General features: G+C 66.9%; 25 protein-coding genes and 1 pseudogene. 12 read left to right on the forward strand and 14 right to left on the reverse strand.

Translation table 11 applies throughout. The features are described from left to right. The first annotated feature begins 41 nt into the window (after positions 1-41). Entirely contained in the window at positions 42-1,364 is a 1,323-nt protein-coding gene (locus EYE40_RS01915) for a hemolysin family protein (protein ID WP_130980360.1), read from the forward strand. Beyond that, positions 1,364-2,404, forward strand: coding sequence for a hemolysin family protein (locus tag EYE40_RS01920; RefSeq protein ID WP_130980361.1), 1,041 nt, complete (start codon positions 1,364-1,366; stop codon positions 2,402-2,404). The genes EYE40_RS01915 and EYE40_RS01920 overlap by 1 nt, the downstream gene beginning before the upstream one ends. 6 nt (positions 2,405-2,410) lie before the next feature. On the opposite strand, the gene EYE40_RS01925 is transcribed toward EYE40_RS01920, so the two are convergent. After that, positions 2,411-3,502, reverse strand: a complete 1,092-nt coding sequence (locus tag EYE40_RS01925; protein ID WP_130980362.1) for an NADH:flavin oxidoreductase/NADH oxidase — start codon at positions 3,500-3,502, stop codon at positions 2,411-2,413. A 52-nt stretch (positions 3,503-3,554) separates the two neighbouring features. Here EYE40_RS01925 and EYE40_RS01930 point away from each other — a divergent pair, with 52 nt between their 5' ends. Genes EYE40_RS01930 through EYE40_RS01940 form a run of 3 tightly spaced genes read left to right on the forward strand, consistent with a single transcriptional unit; the run spans position 3,555 to position 7,022 of the window. After that, on the forward strand, positions 3,555-4,361 hold the full coding sequence (locus EYE40_RS01930; RefSeq protein ID WP_130980363.1) for an ADP-dependent NAD(P)H-hydrate dehydratase: 807 nt from the start codon (positions 3,555-3,557) through the stop codon (positions 4,359-4,361). 21 nt (positions 4,362-4,382) lie between these two features. Beyond that, the gene (locus EYE40_RS01935) at positions 4,383-5,717 is read left to right on the forward strand and encodes a glycosyltransferase 87 family protein (protein ID WP_240034674.1); all 1,335 of its coding nucleotides are present in this window, start codon (positions 4,383-4,385) and stop codon (positions 5,715-5,717) included. 60 nt (positions 5,718-5,777) lie between these two features. Further along, a complete protein-coding gene (locus EYE40_RS01940) occupies positions 5,778-7,022 on the forward strand; it encodes an MFS transporter (RefSeq protein ID WP_204742258.1) in 1,245 nt (414 codons plus the stop codon). Positions 7,023-7,024: 2 nt separating this feature from the next. On the opposite strand, the gene EYE40_RS01945 is transcribed toward EYE40_RS01940, so the two are convergent. The 7 genes from EYE40_RS01945 to EYE40_RS01975 form a co-directional block, all read right to left on the reverse strand. Beyond that, the gene (locus EYE40_RS01945) at positions 7,025-7,717 is read right to left on the reverse strand and encodes a response regulator transcription factor (protein WP_193554468.1); all 693 of its coding nucleotides are present in this window, start codon (positions 7,715-7,717) and stop codon (positions 7,025-7,027) included. A 13-nt stretch (positions 7,718-7,730) separates the two neighbouring features. Continuing rightward, positions 7,731-8,987, reverse strand: a complete 1,257-nt coding sequence (locus EYE40_RS01950; RefSeq protein WP_130980365.1) for a hypothetical protein — start codon at positions 8,985-8,987, stop codon at positions 7,731-7,733. Next, positions 8,984-10,144, reverse strand: a complete 1,161-nt coding sequence (locus EYE40_RS01955) for a sensor histidine kinase (RefSeq protein ID WP_130980366.1) — start codon at positions 10,142-10,144, stop codon at positions 8,984-8,986. Before EYE40_RS01955 ends, EYE40_RS01950 begins: the two co-directional genes overlap by 4 nt. Positions 10,145-10,482: 338 nt before the next feature. Continuing rightward, positions 10,483-11,310 carry a hypothetical protein gene (locus EYE40_RS01960; RefSeq protein ID WP_130980367.1) on the reverse strand — a complete coding sequence of 276 codons (828 nt, stop codon included), beginning with the start codon at positions 11,308-11,310 and terminating at the stop codon, positions 10,483-10,485. 30 nt (positions 11,311-11,340) lie between these two features. Further along, a complete protein-coding gene (locus tag EYE40_RS01965) occupies positions 11,341-12,015 on the reverse strand; it encodes a response regulator transcription factor (protein ID WP_130980368.1) in 675 nt (224 codons plus the stop codon). 77 nt (positions 12,016-12,092) lie between these two features. After that, on the reverse strand, positions 12,093-13,298 hold the full coding sequence (gene metX / locus EYE40_RS01970) for a homoserine O-acetyltransferase MetX (protein ID WP_130980369.1): 1,206 nt from the start codon (positions 13,296-13,298) through the stop codon (positions 12,093-12,095). 118 nt (positions 13,299-13,416) lie between these two features. After that, positions 13,417-14,733, reverse strand: a complete 1,317-nt coding sequence (locus EYE40_RS01975; protein WP_130980370.1) for a bifunctional o-acetylhomoserine/o-acetylserine sulfhydrylase — start codon at positions 14,731-14,733, stop codon at positions 13,417-13,419. A gap of 125 nt (positions 14,734-14,858) precedes the next feature. On the opposite strand from EYE40_RS01975, the gene EYE40_RS01980 reads away from it, so the two are divergent. After that, positions 14,859-15,266 carry a DoxX family protein gene (locus tag EYE40_RS01980; protein WP_130980371.1) on the forward strand — a complete coding sequence of 136 codons (408 nt, stop codon included), beginning with the start codon at positions 14,859-14,861 and terminating at the stop codon, positions 15,264-15,266. On the opposite strand, the gene EYE40_RS01985 is transcribed toward EYE40_RS01980, so the two are convergent. Then, entirely contained in the window at positions 15,263-16,378 is a 1,116-nt protein-coding gene (locus EYE40_RS01985) for an acyltransferase family protein (RefSeq protein WP_130980372.1), read from the reverse strand. The genes EYE40_RS01980 and EYE40_RS01985 overlap by 4 nt on opposite strands. A 32-nt stretch (positions 16,379-16,410) precedes the next feature. Between EYE40_RS01985 and EYE40_RS01990 the strand changes: the two genes are divergently transcribed. Beyond that, positions 16,411-17,190 carry an SDR family NAD(P)-dependent oxidoreductase gene (locus EYE40_RS01990; RefSeq protein ID WP_130980373.1) on the forward strand — a complete coding sequence of 260 codons (780 nt, stop codon included), beginning with the start codon at positions 16,411-16,413 and terminating at the stop codon, positions 17,188-17,190. Positions 17,191-17,198: 8 nt separating this feature from the next. On the opposite strand, the gene EYE40_RS01995 is transcribed toward EYE40_RS01990, so the two are convergent. Next, a complete protein-coding gene (locus EYE40_RS01995; protein ID WP_130980374.1) occupies positions 17,199-17,660 on the reverse strand; it encodes a hypothetical protein in 462 nt (153 codons plus the stop codon). Positions 17,661-17,700: 40 nt separating this feature from the next. Further along, a complete protein-coding gene (locus EYE40_RS02000) occupies positions 17,701-19,185 on the reverse strand; it encodes an MFS transporter (RefSeq protein WP_130980375.1) in 1,485 nt (494 codons plus the stop codon). Between the two features lie 67 nt (positions 19,186-19,252). On the opposite strand from EYE40_RS02000, the gene EYE40_RS02005 reads away from it, so the two are divergent. The 4 genes from EYE40_RS02005 to EYE40_RS02020 are packed head-to-tail and all read left to right on the forward strand — an operon-like array spanning position 19,253 to position 21,709. Then, positions 19,253-19,726: a phosphoribosyltransferase gene (locus EYE40_RS02005; protein WP_130980376.1), complete on the forward strand. Its 474-nt coding sequence runs from the start codon at positions 19,253-19,255 to the stop codon at positions 19,724-19,726. A gap of 2 nt (positions 19,727-19,728) precedes the next feature. Then, positions 19,729-20,451, forward strand: a complete 723-nt coding sequence (locus EYE40_RS02010; RefSeq protein ID WP_130980377.1) for a Type 1 glutamine amidotransferase-like domain-containing protein — start codon at positions 19,729-19,731, stop codon at positions 20,449-20,451. After that, on the forward strand, positions 20,444-21,118 hold the full coding sequence (locus EYE40_RS02015; protein WP_130980378.1) for a uracil-DNA glycosylase: 675 nt from the start codon (positions 20,444-20,446) through the stop codon (positions 21,116-21,118). The genes EYE40_RS02010 and EYE40_RS02015 overlap by 8 nt, the downstream gene beginning before the upstream one ends. A gap of 12 nt (positions 21,119-21,130) precedes the next feature. Beyond that, a complete protein-coding gene (locus tag EYE40_RS02020; protein ID WP_130980379.1) occupies positions 21,131-21,709 on the forward strand; it encodes a GNAT family N-acetyltransferase in 579 nt (192 codons plus the stop codon). Here the strand turns inward: EYE40_RS02020 and EYE40_RS15825 are convergent. Further along, positions 21,702-22,226, reverse strand: a complete 525-nt coding sequence (locus EYE40_RS15825; RefSeq protein WP_130980380.1) for a TetR/AcrR family transcriptional regulator — start codon at positions 22,224-22,226, stop codon at positions 21,702-21,704. The genes EYE40_RS02020 and EYE40_RS15825 overlap by 8 nt on opposite strands. After that, positions 22,226-22,552, reverse strand: a complete 327-nt coding sequence (locus EYE40_RS02030) for a DMT family transporter (RefSeq protein WP_130980381.1) — start codon at positions 22,550-22,552, stop codon at positions 22,226-22,228. The genes EYE40_RS15825 and EYE40_RS02030 overlap by 1 nt, the downstream gene beginning before the upstream one ends. 343 nt (positions 22,553-22,895) lie before the next feature. Between EYE40_RS02030 and EYE40_RS15785 the strand changes: the two are divergent. Next, positions 22,896-23,978 (forward strand): annotated as a pseudogene (locus EYE40_RS15785) (HNH endonuclease signature motif containing protein); the annotation flags it as partial. A gap of 382 nt (positions 23,979-24,360) precedes the next feature. Here the strand turns inward: EYE40_RS15785 and EYE40_RS15585 are convergent. Continuing rightward, a complete protein-coding gene (locus tag EYE40_RS15585) occupies positions 24,361-24,978 on the reverse strand; it encodes a hypothetical protein (RefSeq protein ID WP_240034676.1) in 618 nt (205 codons plus the stop codon). Positions 24,979-25,137 lie beyond the last annotated feature (159 nt).

The raw sequence follows: 25,137 nt of genomic DNA on the forward strand, positions 1-25,137 counted from the left end.
CCCCCCTCATAGACCTTGCGTAATATCCCCGGTGGCCACCGATGTATGAATTGCTCATGCTGGGGGCCGGCCTCCTCCTGACTATCGGCACCGGACTCTTCGTCGCCTCGGAGTTCGCGCTCGTCAACCTCGATCGATCTGATCTCGAGGTGCGTCAGGGCAAGGGCGAGAAGCGACTGGGCCCGACGATCAGTGCGCTGAAGCGCACCTCCACCCACCTCTCGAGCGCACAGCTCGGCATCACGCTGACGACGCTGCTGACCGGCTACACGATGGAGCCCGCGTTCAGCTCCCTGCTCTCCGGTCCGCTCGGCGCACTCGGACTGCCCGAGGCCACGGTCTCGATCGTCGCGACGGTGCTCGGCATCACGATCGCGACCCTGTTGTCGATGATCATCGGCGAGCTGGTGCCGAAGAACTTCGCGCTCGCGCTGCCGCTCGCGACAGCGAAGATCGTCATCCCGTTTCAGATCGGCTTTACCGCGGTGTTCCGCCCGGCCGTCGCCCTGCTGAACAACACGGCGAACGGCATTCTGCGCTCGATCGGAATCGAGCCGAAAGAGGAACTGTCGGGTGCTCGCACCGCCGAGGAGCTCTCGTCACTCGTGCGCCGCTCGGCGCGCGAGGGCAGCCTCGACCGCGACACGGCGACGCTGCTCGCCCGAACGCTCGTGTTCTCCGACCACACCGCGCAGGACGTGATGACCCCGCGCCCTCGCGTCGCGAGCGTCGACCGCACCGATACCGCGCAGGACGTCATCGACCTCGCCCGCCGCACCGGTTTCTCGCGCTTCCCGGTCATCGACGATTCGATCGACGACGTCGTCGGCCTCGTCCACATCAAGCAGGCCGTGGCCGTGCCGCGTGAGAAGCGGGCGGATGTGCCGGTCTCGGCCCTGCAGTCCGACGCGTTGCGCGTGCCCGAGACCATGAAGCTCGACTCGCTGCTCGCCGAACTGCGCGGCCGCGGCTACCAGATGGCCGTTGTTGTGGATGAGTATGGCGGAACCGCCGGAGTCACCACCCTCGAAGACCTGGTGGAGGAGCTCGTCGGTGAAGTATCGGACGAACACGACCGCACCAAGCCCGATGTTGTGCGCTCTCGCGACTGGTTCACATTCCCCGGAATCCTGCGCCCCGACGAACTGCTGGAGCGCACCGGTGTCACGGTTCCCGAAGAGGGACCGTTCGAGACCGTCGCAGGCTGGCTCATGAGCGAGCTCGGCCGCCTGCCCGTTGTCGGCGACACCGTCGACGTCGAGCTCGGACAGTTCCGCATCGAGAGACTGGATGGCCGCCGCATCGACCGCGTGCGCTACACCCCCACCGCTGAACCGGTTACTACCGAGGGGGAGGCGAACTGATGGAGAACTACTGGACAGGCATCATCTGGCTGGTCGTGCTGCTCATCGTCAACGCGTTCTTCGTCGGCGCCGAGTTCGCGATCATCTCCGCCCGTCGCTCGCAGATCGAGCCGAAGGCCGAGGCGGGTTCCCGTGCGGCGAAGACGACGCTCTGGGCGATGGAGCACGCGACGCTGATGCTCGCGGCGAGCCAGCTCGGCATCACCGTGTGCTCGCTGCTGATCCTCAACGTGTCGGAGCCGTCGATCCACCACCTGCTCGAGATCCCGCTCGCGCTGACCGGGCTCCCCGAGGAGGCCATCGGCACGATCGCGTTCATCGTGGCGCTGCTGATCGTGTCGTTCCTGCACGTGGTCATCGGTGAGATGGTGCCGAAGAACCTGTCATTCTCGGTTCCGGATCGCGCGGCGCTCATTCTCGCGCCCCCACTGGTATTCGTGGCCCGGGTGTTCCGTCCGATCATCGCCTCGCTCAACTGGACCGCGAACGCGATCATCCGCCTGTTCGGTGTGGAGCCCAAGAACGAGGCCAACAGTGTGTTCAACCTCGGCGAGGTCGCGAACATCGTCGCCCAGTCGACGAAGGAGGGCATGCTCACTGATTCGACGGGCGCGCTCAACGCGGCATTCGAGTTCACCGAGAAGAAGGTGCAGGACATCGCGATCGGTCTCGCCGACCTCGTCACGCTGCCCGAGGACGCGACACCCGCCGACGTGGAGCGGGCGGTCGCCCAGCGCGGTTTCTCGCGCTACATCCTCGTCAACGACGAGAACGAGCCGACCGGGTATATCCACCTCAAGGACGTCATCGATCTGCCCGAGGAGGAGTTCAACGAACCGGTGCCGCCCAAGCGGATCCGCCAGCTGATCTCAATCTTCCGGTCAACCGACCTCGAGGATGCGCTGGCGACGATGCGCCGCTCCGGCGTTCACGTTGCGCGGGCCTTCGACGAGACCGGTGCGACGCGCGGTGTGCTGTTCCTCGAGGACATCATCGAGGAGCTCGTCGGCGAGGTTCAGGACGCGACGCGGCGCAACTAGCGAGGGTTAAGCCGCGGGCCACCGCGCTCGGAGGTACTGCTCGGGCCAGTAGTCGAGCTCGTGACCGAGCTCGTGGGCCGCGCGCAGGGCGAAGTGCGGGTCGCGCATCATCTCGCGGCCGAGCATGATGGCGTCCGCCGAACCGTCGGCAAGCACGGCCTCGGCCTGAGCCGGGGTCGTGATGAGTCCCACGGCTGAGACCGTGACATCCGCCGTCTCACGCACGAAGGCGGCGAAGGGCACCTGGTAGCCGGGGCCGAGTGGGATGCGCACGCCCGAGATGTTGCCGCCCGTGGAGATGTCGAACAGGTCGGCGCCGGCCTCGCGAGCCCAGCCCGAGACGATCGCCGTCTGCTCCTCATTCCAGCCACCGGGGGCGTAGTCGGTGGCCGAGAAGCGCACAAAGAGAGGGATGTCGTCGCCGACGACGGCGCGCACCTCGGTGATCACGCGCAGCAGCAGGCGCGCGCGGTTCTCGAGGGATCCGCCGTACTCGTCGGTGCGGGTGTTCGACAGGGGCGACAGGAACTGGTGCATGAGGTAGCCGTGCGCGGCGTGCAGCTCGAGCACGTCGAACCCCGCCTCGATCGCTCGCGACGCGGCCGCCACGAAGTCGTTGACGACGGCGTCGATGCCGCGGTCGTCGAGTGCCACGGGTGCGGCGTAGTCGCCGAATGCGACGTCGGAGGCCGAGACCGTCTCCCAACCGCCCTGGTCGAGCGGCTGGGTCCCCGACTCGAGGGTGCCCCACGCCGGCCAGACCGAGGCCTTGCGACCGGCGTGGGCGAGCTGGATGCCCGCCGTCGCACCCTGCGCGTGCAGGAAGTTCACGACTCGCGCCCAGGCGTTGCGTTGGGTGTCGTTCCAGATGCCGGTGTCCTGGTCGGAGATGCGGCCCTCCGGCGAGACGGCGGTCGCCTCGGCGATGACGAGGCCGGCGCCGCCGGAAGCCATCGAGCCGAGGTGCACAAGGTGCCAGTCGCGGGGCACCCCGTCCTTCTCAGTTACCGAGTACTGGCACATCGGGGCAACCCAGATGCGGTTGCGAAAGGTCGTCGAGCGAACGGTGAGCGGCGTGAACAGCCGGGGCGTAGTCATGGTGGAGTCAACTCCCGGGGCCGGGTAGCCATTCCGCAGTATCGTGACAACCATGAGCGACTTCCTGCCATGGACCGAGGATGACGCGGCGCGCCGCATCCGAATCCCCGAGCCCGACGACGACAAGTACACGCGCGGCGTGCTCGGGATCATCACCGGCAGCGAGCAGTACCCCGGGGCCGCGGTACTCGGAGTCGAGGCCGCGCTGCGAACCGGGGTCGGCATGGTGCGCTACCTCGGTGGCGAGCGCGCGGGAGACCTCGTGCTGCAGCGTCGGCCCGAAGCGGTGCTCGGCAACGGCCGGGTGCAGGCCTGGCTCATCGGGTCGGGAACCGATGCCGCCCACCCCGAACCGCGGTCTGCGGGCTGGGTGGATGCCGCGCTCGCCCAGAACCTGCCCACCGTGCTCGACGGTGGAGCGATCGAGCGGGTGCGCGACACCGGCGGACCGACGGTCATCACGCCGCACTACCGCGAACTGGGACGCGTTCTCGGGGTCGACCCGGCAGAGATAGCAAGCGACGCGGGTGGGTGGGCGCGGCGCGCATCCGACGCTCTCGGCGTCACGGTGCTGCTGAAGGGATCGAGAACTTACGTGTGCGGGGGCGGGATCGAGCTGAGCGTCACCGGCGCCCCGGCCTGGACCGCGACCGCCGGCGCGGGCGACGCGCTCGGCGGAATCCTCGGGGCGCTCGTCGCCACCCACGCCGACTCTGATGCCGCGGAGCTCGCCCGTCTCGCCGCGACCGCGGCCCTGATCCATGGGCTGGCGGCCGAGCGGGCCAGCGGCGGGGGACCGTTCACGATCCTCGACCTTGCGGCCGCCGTGCCGGCCACGATCGCGCAGTTGCTGCGCTGACGGCGGGTACGCTGGCTAACCATGACCAGTATTCGGGCCGCGGCATCGCGGGTCGCGGAACTCCTGGTCGGGATGTCGGCGAGCCGCCTCGCCCTCTGGATCGCCTTCGTCGCCGTTCACGTCTGGCTCGGCCTCGTCAACCTGCTCGGTCCCGGCCTGCCGCTCGGCGATGTCACCATCACCTACCGATTCTGGACCGACCAGGCCTTCTCGCACGACTACTGGGTCGGCATCGACTCGGTCTGGGTATACCCGATTCTCGCGATCCTGCCGATGCTCGCCTCGTTCGCCTTCGGCCCCGAGGTGTATGGCAGTACCTGGCTCACCCTCGTGATGGTGCTCAACGGAGTCGCCTTCGCATTCCTGACCCGGCCCACGTTCTCGCGTGAGCGTCTCGCTATCGCCTGGTGGTGGATCGCGTTCCTGCTGCTGCTCGGGCCGATCGCCCTCGGCCGCATCGATTCGGTCACCATCCCGCTCGCTGTCGTCGGGGTCGTGCTGCTGGCGACGAGGCCGCGCATCGCGGCGTTCATCCTTGTGATCGCGACCTGGATGAAGATCTGGCCGGCGGCCCTGCTCGCGGCGATCGTCGTCTCCTCGAAGCACCGCCTCGCGACGGTCGTGGTGGCGCTCGGCACCAGTGCGGCGATCGTGCTGGTCATGTTCGCCCTCGGCGGCGGCGGTGCCGTGTTCAGCTTCATCACCCAGCAGGCCGGTCGCGGGCTGCAGATTGAGGCTCCCGTGAGTACGGCCTGGCTCTGGCAGGCGGCGGCAGGCGCCAACAACGCCTACGTCTACTACGACCAGGGCATCCTCACCTTCCAGGTCACCGGCGATGGTGCGGATGTCGCGGCCGACCTCATGACGCCGCTGCTCGCGGTCGTCGCCCTCGCCGTCGCGGCCCTCGGTATCCTCGCCGTGCGGCGTGGTGCCGCCGCGCTGGACGTGCTCGCGCCGCTCTCCCTCGCCCTGGTGACGGCGCTCATCGCCTTCAACAAGGTGGGTTCGCCGCAGTTCATCAGCTGGCTCGCGGTGCCGATCATCCTGGGTCTCGGCGCGCGCCTGGCAGGGTCATCCGTGCCGTTCCGGGTACCCGCGGTCATCGTGCTCGTGATCGCCGCGCTCACGCAGGTGCTCTACCCGTACCTGTACGTCTACCTGCTGGGCCTCAATACGGTGCTGCTGATCGTGATCACCGCGCGCAACGCGCTCTACTTCGTGCTGCTCGCCTGGGCGATCGCCGAGCTGTGGCAGGTGGGCACCCGGGCACGAGTCGGCGAGGGCGGCCCACTCTCCGACGAGCCGTGGCCCGAGACGGCGTGGCCGTTCGCACCGAACCAGCGTGGGATGATTTAAGCATCCCCCCAACGCTGGAGCCTCCTACGTGCCTGCCCTTTTGCCTGCTGTGACCGCATGATGACCGGCCTCACCAAGACCCGAATCAACCTGAGCCTTCTCGCGCTCGCGCTCGGTGGCTTCGGCATCGGTTCGACCGAGTTCGTGGCGATGGGCCTGCTGCCGAACCTCGCCGAAGACCTGCTGCCTGAGCTGTACCGGGCGAACGAGCAAGCGGCACTCGGACAGGCCGGCTGGCTGATCTCCGCCTACGCACTGGGCGTCGTCGTGGGCGCCCCGACGATCGCTGCGCTCTCCGCGCGCTTCCCGCGCAAGACGCTGCTGCTCTGGCTGCTCGCCGCGTTCACGGTCGGCACCATCGCCTCGGCGGTACTCCCCAGCTTCGGGCTCGTGCTCGCGGCACGTTTCATCGCCGGGCTTCCGCACGGCGCGTACTTCGGCATTGCGGCGCTTGTGGCCGCATCCCTCATCGGCAAGGAGAAGCGCGGGCAGGGTGTCGCGATCGTGCTCTCGGGACTCACCATCGCGAACGTCATCGGCGTGCCGCTCATCACGCTGCTCGGACAGACGACCAGCTGGCGCGTCGCCTACCTCGTGGTGGCAGCGATCTTCGCCGCCACCTTCCTCGCGGTGTGGGCCGTGCTGCCCGCGCAACCCGGAGACCCGACGGCCACCATGAAGCGCGAGCTCGCCGCCTTCTCGCGCCTGCAGGTCTGGCTCGCGCTGCTCATCGGTGCCGTCGGCTTCGGCGGATTCTTCGCCGTTTACAGCTACGTCGCGCCGGTCGTCACCGAGGTCACACGGCTCGATGAATCGTTCGTTCCCATCGCGCTGGTCTGCATCGGCATCGGGATGACGATAGGCAACCTCATCGGCGGCCGTGCTGCCGACCACAACATCATGGGCACCGTGTTCGCGTGCTTCGGGCTCTTTGTGGTCTCGATGCTGGTGTTTGCGATGTTCTCATCGACAGTCGTCGGCCTGCTCATCGGCCTGTTCCTTGTCGGCGGGGCGGCCTCTGCACTGTCACCGGCCATCCAGACCCGACTGATGGACGTCGCGGGCGATAGCCAGACCCTTGCCGCCGCTGTCAATCACGCCTCACTGAACCTCGGCAACAGCCTCGGCGCCTACCTCGGTGGCGTGACCATCGCTGCGGGCTACGGCTACCTCTCGCCAACCTGGGTCGGCCTGCTGCTGTGCGTGCCCGGAATCCTGCTCGCGATCTTCAGCCTCGGGCTCGAGCGTCGTCGGCCGATCAGTCGGCCGTCAGATGTAGTCGCGGAACTGATCACGCCCGAATAAGGTCAGAGGTTGCGCGGTCCGTCAGTCTCGATCAGGATGCCGTCCTCAATCGCTCGCTTACGCAGGGCGACCTTCGTTCCGACGTCGAAGCCCGCGACGCGGTACTTCTCGCGGATGCGCTTGAGGTAGCTCTTGGCGGTCTCCTCGGAGATGCTGAGCTGGAAGGCGACAGCCTTGACCGGCTCGCCGCCGCCGTAGAGGGCCATCACGCGGCGCTCCTGGGCGCTCAATTTAGGGGCGCCACCAATCTCGCCGGAGTTCAGCGCGAGGTCGAGCTCTGCGGAGATGAAGGCCTCGCCGCGGTGTGCGGAGCGGATGGCCTCGACGATCATGTCGGCCTCCTCCGTTTTCACGAGGTAGCCGAGTGCGCCGGCCGCGAGGGCCTCGCGCACGACGTTCGGCTCGGAGTAGGTGCTCATGAGCACGACCCGCACGGCCATGGTCTTGAGGGTCGAGATCTTCAGCGAGATCGGGATGTTGTCCTTGAGGTCGAGGTCGAGCAGCACCACATCGACGGGGAACGCGGGGTGCGACAGCAGCTCGGGCCAGCTCGGCAGCGCCGCGACCATCTCGATGTCCTGGGCGCTCTTGATCCACTCGGTGAGTGCGCCGAGGATCATCCGGTGATCGTCAACAATGGCCAAGCGGATACGGTCATCGTTCTGGGACACGGGGGTGATCTCCTCGAAGGTCATGTTCTTATCTTCCTTACACGTCGGCCGGGTTGTCGACAAAGCATTCGATATCCACCCGCAGGCTGGCGTTCTGGGTGGTGTCACTGTATCGTCCCACGCGCCGAATGGCGTCCCAGGTCGATGGATCCACGCGGTTGCGCGTGACGTTGCTGGTGGTCACGACGATCGGAACACCGAGCTTCTGGCCGATGCCCGGTTCTCTCGCCTGCTCGATCGGTCCGACCTGCACGTTGACGGTGCGGTTCGTATTCGGACGCACATTGTCGCTCAGGAGCAACCAGATCGCGGCGAGCAGGCCGTCGCGCTGGTTGGCGTCGAGCAGGCCGGCGAGGCTGCCCCGGTCGACGAGCGTCACCGAGCGTCCGAGCATCTCCGACTCGGAGATCGCGTGGTACAACCAGGTCTCCCGGCGTCCCTCGATGAGGTGCAGGCGCAGTTCGGTTGCGAGGGATGCCGCGATCGACGCGATCTTCGGTTTGAGGGGCAGGGGATTGCGTCCGGTCGCCACCGAGTCGAGCAGTTCCTCGGCCGCGAGGTCGAGCCTGGCCAGTTCTTCGGAAGCGAGCATGCCGACCGCGAAGCGGGGAGCGGACACCGTGCTCTGCACGAGCACCCGGTCGAGTTCCACCTGCACCATGCGCCTGAAGCCGCGGACCACCGAGACGCCGATCACCACGGGCAGCATCGCGAAGCCGAGGGATGTGATCAGCGGCGGGATGTTATTCGCCGTGAGCGGGGTGTTGACGATCATGGCCGCGGCGAGCACCGCGCCGAAGATGCCGGTGACGAGCAGCACGTCCCTGGTTGTGCGCAGCGTGATGACGAGCAGGAGCGACATCGCGGCCGTGAGCGAGGCGGTCGCATAGCGGCCAATGTCGTGCAGGGGCCAGATGGCGAGGAGGTCGAGTGCGATGACGAGTGTCAGCGCCCCGACGAAGGCAAGGAACATCCAGTCAGGAAGGTGGTCACCCATGATGCGGGTCGTGATGAATGCGGTGACGAGCACGATGATGAGGAGGATCCACGCGGCCAGAGCGGGGATCGCGTTCGGGTAGGTCGACCACAGCGACACGAACCAGCTGAAGCCGTAGATGGCGCGCACGGCGCAGACCAGTGCCGCTCCGATGCCGATGAACGCTGTGCCCAGGCTGGCGCGGTGCTGGCCGTCCTGGCGCTTGGCGCGGGCGAGCGGGTTGGTGCGCAGGGCGCGGTTCTCGCGGACGCCGACGAGAACGCCGAGGGTCGATTCATCCGGGGGTGAGTAGGTCATCGCGGCACCTCGAGTACAACGGTCGTGCCGGAACCCGGTGCGGAGAACAGGCGCGCGTGGCCGCCGACCTCCTTGAGGCGTCCGACGACGGATTCCTTGAAGCCGAGGCGAGCGGAGTCGACGTCGTCGAGGGTGAAGCCCACGCCCGCGTCGGTGATCATGGCGCGCACGGTCGTGGCGTCATCGATGATCGTGACGTGCGCCTCGGTGACACCCGAGTGGCGCCGGACGTTCTCGAGGCACTCGGCGAGGGCCAGCAGGAAGGCGTCGAGCACGTCGCTGGGCAGCAGCACCTGGCCGGTGCCGTGCCAGCTGACCTCCAGACCCATGCGACCGAAACGCTGTTTGACCGACTCGAGGGTCGTGCCCAGCACGGTCTCTTCGACCGGCTCGAGGTTGTAGTCACCCGAGGACTGGGGAGTCGGCGTCGCGCCGAGACGGAGCTGGCGGAGGAGTCGGGCGTCATCCGCCGCCTGCTGCTGCAGGGCAGCCGGAGCGACGCCGACGCCGGAGTGGGCGAGAAGCGTGAGCGTCGCGAGCACCGTGTCGTGCAGCAGTCGCGCCGACTGGCGGCGCTGTGCTTCGAGCTCGCTGGCCTGTCGCTCGGCGCGGTGGGCGCGGCCGATGCTCGCGATGCGGCGGGCGGCCTGGGGTACACCAGCACTCACCCAGACGCCGACGATGGTGGCGAAGATCCAGCCGGCGAGGAGCAGGAGGAGGGTACGCAGCGGCGGCTGCCACATGGCCGTCAACACGGTTGTGACGGTCGCGACGACACCGAGCGTGACCACGAGAACCCACAGGCGCAGGCGGCTCGTTGAGAGCGCTATGGCGACACAGGCGAGCGAGGCCGCCGAGAGTTGGGTCACCGCGGACTGGGCGCCCTGCGTCGGGGTCTCGACGAGCAGCGTCATCGACATGATGATGGCGAGGCCGGTCGCGATAATGCCGAGAAGCCAGCCGGGGGAGCGGCTGCGGCCCATGAAGTACTGGAACGTGGCGAGCAGGCCGTAGAGCGGTAACACCACCGCGTAGGCCACCGGATCAATGGATCCGGGCACGGCGAGGCACAGAATCGAGATGACTGTGAAGCTCAGACCGAAAAGTCGGGCTGTTCGTTGCAACAGTCGATCTCTCTCCTTGAGGATCTGATCCATGCGTTCCGCTCGTGAATGCCGTGTTCTCGGGTGCAGGCGTTGTGCGCCTACGTAGATGCTGACACATGTTGGCACCATAAGTGGGGGTAACACACCCATCGATTGGGGCACAATCGTCGGGGTACAGTCATGAGGTACACAGCTTGCTGCGTTACAAGAGGGGCGCACTGTTCGCAGTTGCCACACAGAACGGCCGGGTTCTCCGCTAGGAGGCTCGACCAAACGGTGTTTGCCCGACACCGTGCTTCACCTGGTTCCCATAGTGCAGGACCAGTCAAACCGGGGGGTTTGCCGGGGACCGTGGACATCGTCCACGGTCCCCGCCTCTCGTTAACGAACTAGTAGTCGCAGTAGTCGGCGATCCACCTATAGATCGCAACGCGCACCTCGTCGCTGACCGGCACATAAACGAGTCCCTCGATCTCCGCCACCCTCACCCGCACCGGAAAAAACGTGCCGCGTTTGTCCTCCGCGACCGCGTGCGGGTCGCAGCGACTCGGCACGAACCGCAGCGTCACCGTCGTTGGGCTGGTCACACGCACGCCGACGGCTACCGATTCGATCGGTTCGCCCGCGTCGTCGACGACCGAGAGCAGCACGGTGCGGTCCACCGCCACGATCTCGAGCTCGCCCTCCGCGCCGGTCGGGCTCGACACGAGGTCGAGGGACGCGGGTTCGTGGGCGCCGCGGCTCCACTCGAGGGTGGGCGCTGCCACGATCGGGGCCACGTCGTCGACCGCCTGGCCCAGGCAGTCCTCCCGCGCGATGGTTGCGAGGCGGTCGAGGGGATCGACCGGCGTGACCGATGCCGTGCCCCTCATAGAGCCGATCGCGAACTCGACGGTGACCCGAGGGTCGGCGTCATGCTGCGGTGCACACACCGAGGCGGGAAGGGTGACCCGCAGGTTCACTGTCGCCCCCGCGCGCAGCTCGGTGCCTCGGGACCATTCGGCCGGGGCGGCGAAACGCGGGGAGGTGAAGGTCGCACGGGTGAGGGTGAGCGGGGCATCCTCACCGTTGAAAATCGAGATCTCGAGCGTGCGCGACGCGTAGTCCGACCGGTTCTGCAGCACGGACACCTCTACGCCGTCGGGCAGGCCAGCGGACGCGGGCGCGCAGCCGGCAAGAACCAGAAGGCTCAGGATGACGACCAGCGCGCGACGCATGACCCCATGCTAGCCAGCGGCCGACGGTCACTACTCGGGCGCGATCCAGCCCACGCGGAGCGCATGCTGGCGCAGCAGCACGCGGTTGCTCAGGTCGATGTCGACCGCGACGTATTTGCGACGCGCGCGCTTGATGTACGACTTGATGGTCTCGTCGGTCGTGTCCATCTCGAGGGCGACCTCGTGGATCGAGCGACCCGTCGCATACAGGACGAGCGCCCGCTGCTCCTGCTTGCCGAGGCCGGCGTCGGGGGTTGCGGCGAAATCCTCGAGCTCGCGCTCGAGGGTCAGGGAGAGGTGGCGTTCGCCGGCACCCGCCGAACGGATTGCGAGGATGAGTTCCTCGGACGACTCCGTCTTTGGAACGAAGCCGAGGGCGCCCGCGCGCATCGCCGAATGGACGGAGGCGCTGTCCGCGTGCCGGCTCATCACCACGGCAGAGACCCCCGCCGAGCGCAGCATGCGTATCTTGGTATCGACCGCGATGCCGTCGTCGAGGTTCAGGTCGAGCACAACGACGTCCACCGGGAAACCGGGATGCACGAGCAGGTCGGACCAGCGCGAGACCGAGGCCACCACCTCGATGCCGAGCGAGCGGGGAGCGAGCCGGGCTGTCAGCCCGTCGAGCACCAGCTGGTGGTCGTCGACGATTGCCACGCGGAGCGCGGCAGCGCGCGTTCGCGATCGTGTTGCAGTGTCGGCCATCGATACCCCCAGGGCTTCCCACTGTACCCGCCTTGCACAGACTGGTCTGTGCCGCAAGACCGGCGAGGGCTGGTGTGCTAAGAGGCGAGCAGCCGGCCGAGCTGCGGGCCGACCGCGGCGTCTTCGATGAGGAAGCCGTCGTGGCCGAACGTCGACTCGATCACCACAGGCTCCGCACCGTCGATGTTGTTCGGCAGCAGCTTCGCGATCTGTACCTGGTTCTCCAGCGGGAACAGCCTGTCGCTGTCGATTCCGAGCACCAGCGCCTTCGCCGTCGCCCGTCCGAGGGCGGCAGCGACCCCGCCACGTTCGCGGCCGATATCGTGCGAATTCATCGCCTCGACGAGCGTGATGTAGCTGTTCGCGTCGAAACGACGGGTGAACTTGTTGCCGTGGAAGTCGAGGTAGCTCTCGACCGCGAACCGACCGCCGCCCCCCAGCGGGTTCAGCCCGCTCTGCCAGCTGCGCTCGAACCTGTCATTCAGCTCGCTCGGGGAGCGGTAGTTGAGCAGCGCCATGCGCCGCGCGAGCGCGAGACCGCGGTACGGCCCCTCGCCCTCCGCCGCCTCGTAGTAGTCGCCGTTCTCGAAGCGCGGGTCGATGCGGATCGCCTCGATCTGCACCGAGTTGAGGGCCAGCTGGTCGGCGCTCGAGATAGCCGGTGCGGCGAGGATTCCTACCCGCTCCACCCGGTCGGGGTGGCCCACAGCCCACTCGAGCGCCTGCATCCCGCCCATCGAGCCGCCCACCACGGCCGCCCAGCGGTCGATACCCAGGCGTGTGGCGAACTCCGCCTGCGCCGCAACCTGGTCGCGGATCGTCACGAACGGGAATGACGCGGCCCACTCAGACCCGCTCGGCGAGTGCGATGCGGGGCCGGTCGAGCCCTGGCATCCCCCCAGCATGTTCGGCGCGACGACGAACCACTTGTCCGTGTCTATCGCCTTGCCGGGGCCGACGATGCCCGACCACCAGCCGGCTGTGGGATGTCCCGGGCCCGGCAACCCCACAACGTGCGAGTCGCCCGTCAGCGCGTGCAGCACGAGTACCGCGTTGCTCGCGTCGGGCGCGAGCTCGCCCCAGGTCTCGTAGGCGATGCGGACCGTGGGAAGCCGGCCGCCCCGCTCGAGGTCGAGGCCCCCGATCGACTGGAAACGGCGATTGCCGGGATTGTCCCCGTCGCGCCAGGCGCCCGTCGCGGGCGGCTTGCCGGCGACCGAGCGCGCGTTCGCCTCGGTGATGAATGCCGAGGGCACCGTGTCTTCGGGAGTCTGCCAGTCCATGTCTCCCCAAGTATCCCGCGTTTCTCGGGCTGCACTCGCTCTGTTACGCCCCGCCAAACCGCAAAAAGTGCTCCAACCGCGAACGGTTGGAGCACTTTTCGAGGGTTGGCGAGAGTGTTTACGCGCTCGCGTTGGCCGCAGCCGCCGCGCGGGCAGCTGCGAAGCCGGCCGTGAGGTCGGCGAGGATGTCGTCGATGTTCTCGATGCCGACCGAGAGGCGCACGAGGCCGGGCGTGACACCCGAGGTCAGCTGCTGCTCGGGGGTGAGCTGCGAATGCGTCGTCGAGGCGGGGTGGATGATCAGGCTGCGCACGTCGCCGATGTTGGCGACGTGGCTGAACAGCTCGACGCTGTTCACGAGCGCACGGCCGGCGTCGACACCGCCCTTGAGCTCGAACGACAGCACTCCGCCGACACCCTTGGGCGCGTACTTGTCGGCCGCGGCGTACCAGGGGCTCGTGGGGAGTCCCGAGTAGTTGACCGAGGCGACGTCCTCGTGGTTGTCGAGCCACTCGGCGACGGCCTGGGCATTGGCGACGTGACGCTCGATGCGCAGGCTGAGCGTCTCGATGCCCTGGATGAGGTGGAAAGCGCTGTCGGGCGAGATCGATGCACCGAGGTCGCGCAGCAGCTGCACGCGTGCCTTGATGATGTACGCGATGCCGTCGCCCAGCACGCCGGTGTAGCTCGCGCCGTGGTAGCTCGGGTCGGGCTCGGTGAGTCCCGGGAACTTCTCGACGTTCTTCGACCACTCGAACTTGCCGCCGTCGACGATGACGCCGCCGATGACCGTGCCGTGTCCGCCGAGGTACTTGGTGGCCGAGTGCACGACGATGTCGGCTCCGTGCTCGAACGGGCGGATCAGGTACGGCGTCGCGATCGTGTTGTCGACGATGAGCGGCACGCCGTGCTCGTGCGCGACCTCGGAGACGAGCTTGATGTCGAGGATGTTGATCTTCGGGTTTCCGATGGTCTCACCGAAGAACAGCTTCGTGTTGGGGCGCACGGCGGCCGCCCACTCCTCGGCGTCGTCCTGGTCCTCGACGAAGGTCGTCTCGATGCCGAGCTTCGCGAGGGTGTACTTGAACAGATTGTAGGTTCCGCCGTAGATGGAGGACGAGGAGACGATGTGGTCGCCGGCCTGCGCGATGTTGAGAACGGCGTAGGTCTCCGCGGCCTGGCCGGAGGCGAGGAGAAGAGCCGCGGTACCGCCCTCGAGAGCGGCCACCCGCTGCTCGACGACATCCTGTGTCGGGTTCTGGATGCGCGTGTAGATGTTGCCGAATTCGGCAAGGGCGAAGAGGTTCTTCGCGTGGTCGGCATTGTTGAAGACGTAGGAGGTCGTCTTGTAGATCGGGGTCGCGCGGGCGTTGGTCGTGGGGTCGGGAGCGGCGCCCGAGTGAACCTGCTTGGTTTCGAACTTCCAGTCGCTCATGGCGTCTCCTTTGATGTGACTCGCGAAAAAGATGGGGGGTCGGGATGACCTGCAGCGAGCCTAAGGAGGTGCGGAGCGTGCGACAACAGGGGTCGACACACGGCGTAACCGGATACCCTCGGCGCATGGCCACCATCGCGAGAATTCTGCTCGGGCTCTTCCTCACCCTCGCCGGGATCTCCCACCTGACCTTCGCGCGCGACGCCTTCCAGGCGCAGGTTCCGACCTGGCTGCCGATGGACGCCGACTTCGTGGTCGTCGCTTCGGGCGTCGTCGAGATCGTGCTCGGCCTCAGCCTGCTGTTCCTGAAGCGCTACCGGGTGTGGGTCGGACTCGTCGTCGCCCTGTTCTTCATCGCGATCTTCCCCGGCAACATCTCGCAGTTCGTCACCGGAACCGACTCGCTCGGGCTCGACACGGACCTGGCGCGCGGCATCCGCCTGCTGTTCCAGCCGCTGCTCGTGATTCTCGCGCTGTGGTGCACGGGTGCGTGGAAGGCGTTCCGCGAGTGGCGCGCCACTCGTAGCCGCTAACTGCGGCGGGAGCCGGTCGGGTCGGTGCGTCCGGGCTTGTCCGGCTCGTTCAACGATCGCAGGAACAGCCAGTTCGGCTTCGGTTCCACGATCGGACGGAATAGCCAGCGGATCGGGCGAGCGGTGAGCACGATCGAAATCGCGATACAAGCGAAGATCATCCCGAGCAGCCACACGGCCGAGGAGTGCTCGTCACGCAGGATGCCCGTCTCGCGGATCGGGTAGAGGATGAAGCTGTGCAGCAGGTAGATGTACATGGTCGCCTGGCCGAAGCCGGTGATCCAGGTCTCCTTGCGGGGCACGAGCACGAGGAACGCCGCGCTCAGCAGCGTGGCCAGTGCGATCAGACCGAGCCGCACGAGACCAGCCCACCACTGGTCCTCACCAAGGCCGCGGTAGGAGTCGTCGTAGAAGAACCAGAAGCGCAGGTCCATCTCGCGGAACTGCGGGATGAAGACGATCAGCACGGCGAGCCAGGCGGCGAAGACCGCAGCGGCCAGACCGCGCACCCACCACGTCGTCTTCTCGGCGTTGCGCCAGCGGTCGACGAGCTTCCACTCGCGGGCCTTCCAGCCGAGCACGAAGAAGGGAAGGATGCCGATGGCGCGGGAGAGGGAGAAAGTCGAGTCCACGTTGTCGAAGTAGCCGACCCCCACCGAGAAGAGCACCGCCCAGAGCAGCGGCCACCGCAGCAGCGCGAGGTACGGCAGTATCAGCCGGAAGATGCCGAGGGCGAGGAGGAACCACAGGGTCCAGCTCGGCTCCGTCGGGTTGAACGACTTCTTGCCCTCGACGAAGAACTGCACGGCCGTCCAGATCGTCTCCATGATGAAGTACGGGATCAGGATGTCGGTGATGACCTTCTTCATCTGTCGGCCGTTCGGCGAACCCGACTTGGAGAAGTAGCCGCTGATGATCGCGAATGCGGGCATGTGGAACGCGTAAATGAACAGGTAGACGATGAGCGCGTTGTTCGAGTCGGCCGTCTGGCGCTGGATGCCGTGACCGATTACCACGAGCATCACGCAGAGGAAGCGGGCGTTGTCCCACAGCGGTACCCGGCGGCCGGCTGAGGGGGCGGGCGAGGTCGGGGTGGCAATCGCGTCGGTCATCGGAGCCAGTGTACCGAGGGTATTTTTGAAGCATGACTTCTCGACGCGTTGTAGTGACAGGTGCCAGCTCGGGTATCGGAGCGGCCACCGTGCGCCTGTTCCGTGACCACGGATGGGACGTGGTGGGCGTCGCCCGTCGCGCCGACCGCCTCGAGGCGCTCGCCGCCGAGACCGGTGCCGACGTCTTCGTGGCCGACCTCACTTCGCAGAGCGATGTGGATGCCCTCCGCGACTACCTCGCAGAGCTCGGGCCCGTGCACGCACTGGTCAACAACGCGGGCGGTGCTTTTGGCATGGCGTCAGTTGAGGCGAGTGACGCCGACGACTGGGTTCGCATGTTCGACATCAACGTCGTCGCGGTGAAGCGGGTCACGAGCGCGCTGCTGCCCCTGCTGCGATCAGCGGTTGCTGCGGACGGCGGGAGTGCGGACATCCTCAACATCACATCGATTGCGGGCCATATCGCCTACGAGGGTGGCGGAGGCTATAACGCCGCGAAGTTCGCCGCGCACGCGCTCACTGCGGTGCTGCGCCTCGAACTCGCGGGGGAGCCGATCCGCATCGTCGAGATCGCGCCCGGCATGGTCAAGACCGACGAGTTCTCGCTCGTGCGCTTCGCCGGAGACCAGTCGAAGGCCGATGCCGTCTACGACAACGTTCCGAACCCGCTCTACGCGGAAGACGTGGCTGCGGCCATCGTGCACGCCGCCGAGCTGCCGTTCTACGTGAACCTGGACCTCGTGACCATCAAGCCGGTGGCGCAGGCGGCGCCGCACAAGGTTATTCGCGGGGAGCTCTCGCCGAAGGTGTGACGTGCGGCTCAGGACGTCAGGTGAACGGCGATGCCCTCGGAACTCATGTCCTTGAGTCCGTAGCTCGTCAGAAACTGGTCGCCGTCGCTAAGTTCCTGAACGGTGACGAGCTGGAACCGTTCACCCTCGACTTCTCGCTCCCAATAGGTCAAACCCGCGCCCGGCCCCGGTGACGAGGTGTAACCGGCTTCCTCCAAGCTTTTGTTCATGAGCGACAAAGGCCTCTGGCCTTCGAACACCAGGAGGAGGGTTGGAGGGACGCCCGGGTAGTCCCCTCCGTCGCGTTCTTCGAAGACCATCTGCTCGGCTTCGCCTATGTCGAGCTCCCGCGCCATCGCATCCACCTCGTCGAACGTCCCGGGTGGAGTGAATCCGATGAACTGATGCACACATCCGCTGAGCAATGCCACGAGCACTGTGATGACGAGCATCCCGCCAGCCGTTCGAAGAAGACCTGAATTCGCTGACATGTGCTCACCGTACTGCGCTGGGTTGGTAACGCGACGGTAGTCAAATCGCCGCGGTCGCCTCGATCGTCTCCTCGTCGCTCTCGTCCGCGAACGCGAACTTCGGCACCATGAACAGCAGGAACGCGGCGAGCAGGGCTCCGACGCCGCAGATGATCCAGACCAGCATGTAGCCGAACAGGCTGGAGGCGGTCGATCCGGCCACCTGCACCACTCCGATGGTCAGCACGATCGCGAACACCGACGACGCGAACGAGCCGCCGATGGTCTTGGTCGTGTTGGTGAGGGCGGAGGCGATGCCCGTCTGCCCGCGTGGGGCTGCCGCAGCCGCCGCGGACGGCATGGCGCCGACGAGGGCACCGGATCCGAGCCCGGCGATGAACATGTTCGTGAAAACCTGCAGGGTCGTGTCGTGGAATGGCAGGAACAGCAGGTAGCCGATGGCGACGAGGAACGCGGCGATGATGAGCGCTCGCCGCGGCGTGAACAGGCGCGAGATGAGCGGGAACAGCAGCGCTCCCACGATCATCGAGATGAGATAGACGCCGATGAGGATCGAGCGCGCCCCCGAGCTGAGCCCCAATCCGAACCCGACCTCGTCGGGGTCGGTGCCGGCGAAGGTCGCCAGCGGCGCCTGCGCGCCGAGCAGGCTGATTCCGACGAGGAACGCCGTGAGCTGCACGGGCCACATGTTCGGCTGCGCGAGCACGCGCAGGTCGATGGCGGGATCCTTGTGCCGCAGCTCCCACCACACGAAGGGCAGGAAGATCAGCAGGCCGAAGAGGATGATGCCCCACACCCAGATCGCTTCCGGACCGTTGAACTTGAGGAAGGTCAGGCCCGACGTGATGAACAGGAGCGCGATCGTGAGCAGCGAGAACCCGATCCAGTCGAGTGTGCGACCAGGCAGCGGCTCCGACTCGGGCACCCCGAACAGGATCACAAAGAACACGATCGTGACGGCGATCGCGGGCGCCATAAGCGTCGGCGGGATCGAGGTGGCGAGCGCGGCCGCACCTCCGAAGGCGTCAAAGACGACCGAGCTGCCGAGAGCACCGGCGATGGCACCGGCCTCGAGGCCGACGATGAGCAGCGCTGCGGCCTTGCGGGTCGCGGAGGCCGCATGGCCCGAACGGCGGCCCTTGTCGAAGATCAGCGCGATCTCGAGCGGCAGCCACACGACGTAGAAGCCCTGCAGCGTCCAGGCGATGAGGAAGCTCGTGAAGTCGCCCGCAAACGCGAGCCACCAGGTTGCGCCCGCCGTCAGCACCGTCGTCACCAGCAGGATCTTCTTGTGGCCGTACATGTCGCCGAGCTTCGCGAGCACCGGCACGACGAGCGCCGAGAGCAACAGCTGCGCGCCCTCGAAGATGTTGAAGTCCGAGTCGTTGATACCGAGGTAGTCGACGAGATCCGGGATGAGCGGCACATAGAACCCCTGCAGGATCCCGCTCACCACCTCGACGAAGAACAGGAACCCGATGAGGGAGACCGTCACGGCGCCGGCGCGACCACGAAGAAGTGTCATGAGCGGATGCTACCGGCACGGGACATCCCGCAACACGCTCGCAATCTGGGGCCGCTAGCGTGTCCCCATGGAAGACGAACGCGAAGTGCTCGGCTGGTTGGAATTCGGGGACGCCTCGCGCGATCTGGCACACGATGTGCTCGCGAGCGGATTCGAACCGGAGGTCGTCGTCGCCATCGCGCGCGGTGGCCTGCTGTTGGCCGGCAGCATCTCCTACGCGCTCGGGGTGAAGAGCTGCGGCGCGCTCAACGTCGAGTTCTACACCGGTGTGGGCGAGCGACTGCCCGACCCGATCGTGCTGCCGCCGATGCTCGATGAGCAGTCCCTCGTCGGCAAGCGCGTGCTGCTGGTGGATGACGTCTCCGACTCCGGCCGCACCCTCGCGATGGTGATGCAACTGCTGAAGGCGAGCGGGGCCGACGTGCGCTCAATCGTGCTGTACACCAAGCCCGGCACCCTGCACGAGCCCGACTACACCTGGCGTCGCACGCCACTCTGGATCACTTTTCCGTGGTCGGCGCTTCCTCCGGTTACCGTATAGCCATGAGCATTCACCTCGTGGGCGGCGGACGATCGGACGACTACGACGGCGAGGTGTACGTGAGCTTCATCGCCGAGGCGCAGGCACGTGCATCCGGAGCAGGCAGGACGACCCCGCTCATAGGAGTTCTGCTCGTGGGCGGCGGGGATGACGCTGCCGAATACGCCGAGGCCTACCGCAGCCAGCTGCGCCGGGCGGGCGACTGCGAGCCGCGCATCACCTCCATCAACGAGGGAGAGCTGTTCACCACCGCCGTGCTCGACGGGATCGACGGGCTGCTCATCGGCGGCGGCCTCACCCCCGCCTACTTCGACGCGGTCACCCCGATCACTGAGGAGCTGCGGTTGCTCGTGAGTGACGGGCTGCCGTACCTCGGCTTCTCGGCCGGTGCGATGATCGCGGCTGACACGGCCATCATCGGCGGCTGGCAGATCAGCGGGATCCCGATCTGCGATGAGGACTTCGGTGAGGAAATCGAAGACGTGACCATCGTGGAGGGACTCGGACTCGTCGATCTCGCCGTCGACGTGCACGCCGCCCAGTGGGGCACCCTCTCGCGGCTCATCGCCGCGACCGAGGCGGGCCTCGTCGACGGGGGAGTCGCGATCGATGAGTTCACTGCGCTCATCGTCGGGGATGACGAGTTCCGCGTCGTCGGACGAGGCAGCGTGTGGCAGGTGACCGCGCACGACGACGGTGTGCTGGTGAGTTCGCTCGGTGCCTAAGAGTCTTCTCGAGCTTGTCGATCCCGGGTGGGCGGCGGCGCTCGCTCCGGTAGAGCCGCAGATTCACGCGATGGGCGACTTCCTGCGTTCCGAGGTTGCGGCCGGCCGCGGCTACCTGCCGGCGGGAGAGAACGTGCTGCGAGCCTTCACCGCGCCGCTTGCGGACGTCAGGGTGCTGATCGTCGGGCAGGACCCGTACCCGACTCCGGGACATCCCATCGGACTGTCATTCGCGGTCGAGCGGCACGTGCGTCCGGTGCCGCGGAGCCTTGGGAACATCTACCGCGAGCTCTCCGATGACCTTGGGATTCCGCCCGCCGCGCACGGCGACCTGTCGTCATGGTCGTCGCAGGGTGTGCTGCTGCTCAACCGCGTTCTCACGGTGCAGGCTGGCGTCGCGGGCTCGCATCGCGGCAAGGGGTGGGAGGCCGTGACCGAACTCGCCATCCGGAGCCTGGTCGATCGCGGGGGACCGCTCGTTGCGATTCTGTGGGGCCGGGATGCCGCGGGCCTCCGCCCCCTGCTGGGCGAGACCCCCGTAATCGAGTCTCCGCACCCCAGCCCGCTCTCCGCATCGCGCGGCTTCTTCGGGTCGCGGCCGTTCAGTCGGGCGAACGACTTTCTGAGCTCGCAGGGAGCTTCGCCGGTGGACTGGGCTGTGGAGTGATTGGATTGACCCATGCTTGAGGAGGAGTACCAGCCGCGGCGCAAACCGCCCGTCATCGTCAAGCCGGTGATCGAGCAGGCGCTGCCCTTTGAGTACGAGATCCGTCAGGCGGTCGAGGCCGACCTGCCGATGGTGCGCGAGATCTACAACCACTACGTGCTCAACTCGACGGTCACCTTCGACGAGGTGCCGATGACCCTCGCGCAGTTGCGCAGGAAGTTTCGCGCGGTCGAGGCGAACAAGCACCCGTTCATCGTCGCTGCCAGCCCGCGCGGGCAGATCCTCGGGTACGCCTACGTGTATCCGTGGAAAGAGAAGGCCGCCTACCGCTTCACGGTCGAGAACTCGATCTACCTGGGGCCCGCCGCGACCGGCAAGGGGCTCGGCAAGGCCTTGCTCGGCGAACTCATTGATCGTTCAAAAGCCGCCGGCATCAAGGAGATCATCGCCGTGATCGCCGACAAAGGCGCGGATGCCTCGATTCAGATGCACCGCAATTTCGGCTTCAAGGATGGCGGCCACATGGGCAAGGTCGGCTTCAAGTTCGGGCGCTGGCTCGGCACCGTGCTCATGCAGAAGAGCCTCAAGTAAGAATCTCGTTGAGGGCGGCTTCCGTCTCGTCGACGGTTCTCGGGGTGTGCTTCCACAGCATCTGAAGGCACAGGCCGTCGATTGCCAGGGCGGCGTTGCGCTTCTTCTGCGGTGTCAGGGCGGTGTTCCGCAGGGCGTTCTCGAGCGAGGCGTACCAGAGCTCGGCATCCTCGCGAAGGGCGGGGCGGCGCATGGCCAGGAACATCAGTTCGTACTGCGCGAGTGCCGTTGAGCGGTGGTTGTGCGCCCAGTCGACCAACCCCTCGGCAAACTCGCGGATGCCGCCGCCCTCGAGCGGGCGGAACATGTCCACCTGCTGCTCGGTAGCCGTGCGGAGGGCCGTCAGCAGCAGGTCGTCGATGTTCTTGAAGTAGTAGGTGGCAGCGGCGAGGGGGAGCCCTGCCTCGCGGGCGACGGCGCGGTGGGTGACGGCGGCAGCGCCATCCTGCTCAAAAAGTCTCAGGACCGCGGCGATCAGGGCCTCTTTGCGGGCTTCGCCCTTGGGGGTGAGGGACATCAGTGCTTGCCGCCGAGTTCGAGCATCGTCACGCCGGCCACAACGAGCACGATGCCGCCGACCTGGATGAGGCTGAGCGGTTCGTGAAACACGATCCACGAGATGAGTGCCACGAGCACAACGCCGATGCCGGCCCAGATCGCGTAGGCGATGCCGAGCGGGATGCCCTTGCCGAGCGCGAGGGATAGCGCGGCGAAGGCGATCACGTAGCCGACGATGACCACGGGGTACGCCCACCAGACGGCCTTGTCGCCGCTCGTCAGCTTGAGGAAGCTCGTCGCGATCACCTCGCCGACGATCGCGATGCTGAGGTAGATGTAGCCCATGGTGTTCCCGTTTCTGGTTTCTCGTTGTTGAAGTGGTACAAATGTACCACTTTTTAGATGGGTTCGGGATGGTGCGGCACTTCGGCCCCGCCGGCGACTGCTCGCGGAGAGGCTCTTGGCGTCGGCTGTATTCGCCTTGGTCCCGCTCCGTCGCGCGGGCCTCCGTCAGCACCGGCCACTCCTCCCGGACCTTCGCATCAGGGAAGTTCTCCACAAATCTCGTTCTCGACATTCGAACCTATGTTCGATTTGAGAGAATTGGTGCATGACATCGACACGCTTTCTGGACTCCCTCGTGGAGGCCATCGGTGTGCTCGAGAGTGCTCCCGCTGAGCTGCGCGGCATGTCCGACGGCGAGTTCGCTGAGGTGACCCGGCTGTCATCGCATTTGCTGCGGATCGCACAGGCCCGATCAGCTGCGGTCGCAGGGGAGGTTGCGTTCCGCTCTCGACCGGAGCTGGGTTCGTCCGGGCTTGCGCAACGCCTGGGGCATCGAACGCCCGAGGCGATGGTGCGCGCGGTCACCGGGTCGACCGCGCGCGAAGCCTTCACTTCCGTGCGTGTGGGGCGATTGGTGGCGACTGACCCGCAGCGGCCCTGGCTGGATCCGGTCGGCGCCGCAGTCGCCGACGGCACACTCACTGTCTCGGGCGCGGAGGCGATCTCTGCCGGACTGGGAGTGCCGGCGCCGGGAGTTCCCGAAGACGTGCTCGCGGCGGTGGCCGCGACGCTCGCTACCGACGCGGGCGACCTCGACGCCGATCGCCTGCATCGCCTCGCCCGAGAGGCGCGCGACGACATCGATGAGGCAGGTATCGCCGACCGTGAGGCCCGTCGGTTCGCACAGCGGTCGCTCACTGTCCACCGGCAGTCCGACGGCATGGTGAAGCTGGTCTGGCTGCTGGATCCGGAGTCTGCCGCGACAGTGCTGGAGATCTTCGACCGTGCGACGTCGCCGCGGCGGGGAGGTCCGAGATTCGTGTCCGGCGCGAACAAGGACTACGCCGACCGAATCGCCACTGATGACCGCACTACGGCACAACTGGCCTCCGATACCTTCCTGCACCTCGTCGAGGCCGCGGCGACCGTCGACGACAGCGAACTGCTGGGGTCCGGCGGTCCGGTGATCCGGGTGTTGGCCACAGTGGACGCCCTCACTCGTGCCGGCGGTCACGGTTTCATTGAGGGACAGCCCGACCCGATCGGCTCGGACACTCTGGAACGCCTGGCCTGCACTGGCGCCACCACACGAGTCACCATCACAGACACCGGGCCGCTGGATGTTGGACGAGAGCAGCGCCGCTTCACCCGCAAACAACGCGTCGCCCTCGCCGCCCGCGACGGCGGCTGCATGTGGCCCGGCTGCGACAGACCCGCATCCTGGACCGAAGCCCACCACATCGACCACTGGAAAGACGACCACGGCGCCACCGACATCAACGACGGCATCCTGCTCTGCACGTTCGACCACCTCACCCTGCACAACAACACATGGAAAATCGTCCGCCACGGAACCACCTACTGGCTCACCCCACCACCCGACATCGACCCCACCAAACTGCCATCCAACTCCACAGCAAAAGCCGCGCCTGGACCGAAGCCCAACGGACGCTCGCGTGAGAAACCGAGGGAGAACTCTGCCTGGGTTCCGGAAAGCCGCAGCGCGTGCCTGTCGAGCGGCTCACGCCGGGGTCACGCGGGTGAGGTGGAACAGGTTGGTCGCGCGTGGGTGCAACCTCGTCGAATCGGCGTCAGGCCTCGGGCGCCAGACCTCGAACGTCAGGCCTCGAGCCCGCACGCGCCGAGCGTTACGGGGTCGTGTAGACCGTCTCGCCGACTTCGCTCGCAAGGAGGACCGCCTCGGCGTAGAACTCTTCTCCGCCCACGGTCTCGATCACGGAGATCCAGGAGTCGAAGCGGAGCACGTTCACCACGGCCGGCTGGCTATCCGCGTCGCCCTGCACGGCGAATGTGGTGGCTTCACCTTCGGACTCCTCGTTCAGACCCTGATCCGTCAGGCTCGAAACGATGCCACTGCGGTCGGCCGCAGTCACGGGAGCAACCGAAATGGTCACGCTCGCGAAATCGCTGTCCGCGAAGCCCCAGATGCAGGTGATACCGCCCAGGTTCTCCTCGGGAGTCGGGTCGGCGAGGTACTCGGTGCCGTACTTGCCTCCGGGGCCGCCCAGCAATGCGAGGCCCTGTGCGTCGAAGTCGGCGAGGCGCTCCGGGGGGAGAATGGCGTCGCACTCGGTCGGCTTGGTGAAGACCGCGGGATCCTCCGTGGGCTCCGGCGTCGCGGACGCAGCAGGCGACTCCTCGGTGACGGGCGGACCCGCCTGCGGCTCCGAGCCAGCGCAACCGGTCAGCAACAACAGTGCGGTCAGTGCGAGCGCCGGGACGGCGAGGTGTCGAGGCGTAGCCATGGAGTTCCTTCCCTCATCGAGAATCTAACAGTTGCGCAAGGAGCCCGACCGCGAATGGGGTCGCGGCCGGGCATCCGTTGCAGTTCCGTTAGCTCGCGATCCGCACAGGGGGCCAGCGCTGGGCGGATCGGGGGATCCGGGTCGGTGGGATCCGGGCCG

Origin of the sequence: Glaciihabitans arcticus (genome assembly GCF_004310685.1) — a bacterium.
In the GTDB taxonomy this organism is placed as follows: Bacteria; Actinomycetota; Actinomycetes; order Actinomycetales; family Microbacteriaceae; genus Conyzicola; species Conyzicola arctica.